Here is a 1,952-nt window from a genome sequence, read left to right as displayed (position 1 = left end):
ACCCGGCGAACGCGGCGGCGCCCGCCCACTCGGCCGCCGCCGTCCAGGCCGCGCCACCGCGGTTCCCGCGCCCCACCAGGTCGTCGAGCACCGCCGAGTGCATGGTCACGCAGAACGGGCACCGGTTGGCCTCGGACACCGCCGTCGACACCGCCTCCTTCACCGCCCTCGGCGCCCGGCCCGGCACCAGCAGCGTCTCCCGCAGCACCAGCCACACGGCCGCGAGCACGTCCGGCGCGGGGGAGTGCAGCGCGACCGGCGGGGCGAGCACCCCGAAGTCGCGCTCCAGCTCCCGGTACACCCTGGCCACCGGCCCGTCCGCCGCGCCGTGCCGCACCGGCCGCACCCGCCGCACCTGCGCCGTGGACAGCCCGCGCAGCCCCGCCGAGACCACACCCCGCAACACCATCGACCCCTCCACCGGGAACCAGGGGCGCGCGGTCACCGGACCGGCCGCACCCGCATCGGCAGCCCGCCGCGCACCCGCAGCGTCAGCATGGGCTCCGCGCGCACCCGGTGGCCGGGCGCGGTGCTCAGCCGCAGCTCCCTGGCCACGCACGCGGTCACGATCGTCGCCTCCAGCACCCCGAGCGCGCTGCCCACGCACACCCTGGGACCGGCGCCGAACGGCAGGTAGGCGTAGCGGGGCCTGCCCGCCGCCCGCGCCGGGTCGAACCGCTCGGGGTCGAACCGGTCCGGGTCCTCCCACAGGCCGGGGTGCCGGTGCAGCGTGTACGGGCAGATCAGCACGTCCGCGCCCGCGGGCACCGGGTAGCCGCCGACCTCGTCGGCCTCCCGCGCCTGCCGGGGCAGCAGCCACACCGCCGGGTACAGCCGCATGACCTCCTGCAGCACCATGCCGGTGTAGCGCAGCCGGTGCACGTCCTCGAACACCGGCACCCGGTCGCCCAGCACCTCGACGGCCTCGGCGTGCACCCGCTCCCACACCTCGGGGTGCCGGTCCAGCAGGTGGAAGGTCCAGCTGAGCGTGCTCGCCGTCGTCTCGTGCCCGGCCAGCAGCAGCGTCACCAGCTCGTCGCGCATCCGCAGCCGCCCGGCCCTCGGGTCGGCCTCGCCGCGCACCGACTCGACCAGCCGCGTGAGCACGTCGTCCCCGTCCGGGCCGGGGATCGCGGCGCGCTCGGCGGCCAACCGCGCCACCACCTGCTCCAGGTCGGCGCGCGCCCGCCGGAACCGCAGTTGCCGGGGCAGCGGCAGCCACGTCGGCAGCGCGCCCAGCGTCATCATCTCGAACATCGCCTGGTCCTGGACCGCCTCGAACGAGGAGCCGACCGAGTCGAACGCGCCCAGGTCCGCGTCCAGCAGCGACCGGCCCAGCACGGCCAGCGTCAACCCGGTCATCTCGGCGCTGATGTCCACCGGCCCGTCCCCGGCCCGCGCGCGCAGCCGCGCCACCAGCCGCACCGCCTCCTGGGCGATCGCGTCCGCCTTGCCGTTGACCCTGCGGGCCTGGAAGCCCGGCCCGATGGTGCGGCGCTGCGCCTTCCACTTCTCGCCCTCGCTGGTCAGCAGCCCGTCGCCGAGCGCGCGCCGGGCGTGCACCAGGCCGATGCCCTTGCGGTAGTTGGCGGCGTGGTCGGCGAGCACGTGCTTGGCGTGGTCGGGGTGGTTGAAGAAGTGCAGCGACCTCGGCCCCAGCCGCAGCCGCACGGCGTCGCCGTAGCGGGCGGCCACCGAGGTCATCACCTCCAGCCGGTCCCGCGCCATCCTGGCCAGCAGCGCCGGGGCCTGCCGCGCGGGCGGGCCGGGGAACTCGCGCACCGGCCGCACGGCGGTCACGCCGACACCCCGGCGCCGAACGCCGAGGCGATCCGCTGCCGCCACACCTCGTAGGCGGGCACGCCGGGCCGCTCGGGCAGCTCCGCCACCGGGCCCGGCCGGGTCCGGTCGCACAGCTCCTTGGCCTCGCGCGGGGTGATCCCGCAGAACAC

Annotated in this window: 3 protein-coding genes; all 3 read right to left on the bottom strand. The window is 76.9% G+C overall.

Annotated elements, in window-relative coordinates:
* A partial coding sequence (locus ACTUAL_RS22540; protein WP_440901634.1) for a carboxymuconolactone decarboxylase family protein occupies nt 1-409 on the bottom strand: 409 nt, incomplete at its 3' end.
* A 32-nt stretch (nt 410-441) separates the two neighbouring features.
* Nucleotides 442-1,800, bottom strand: a complete 1,359-nt coding sequence (locus ACTUAL_RS22535) for a cytochrome P450 (RefSeq protein WP_096495211.1) — start codon at nt 1,798-1,800, stop codon at nt 442-444.
* The gene (locus ACTUAL_RS22530; RefSeq protein WP_440901635.1) at nt 1,797-1,952 is read right to left on the bottom strand and encodes a DUF1702 family protein; all 156 of its coding nucleotides are present in this window, start codon (nt 1,950-1,952) and stop codon (nt 1,797-1,799) included. Before ACTUAL_RS22530 ends, ACTUAL_RS22535 begins: the two co-directional genes overlap by 4 nt.

It is taken from the genome of Actinosynnema sp., assembly GCF_052038725.1.
The sequence above is the reverse complement of the archived record's forward strand: the minus strand, read 5'-3'. Positions and strand labels throughout refer to the sequence as shown.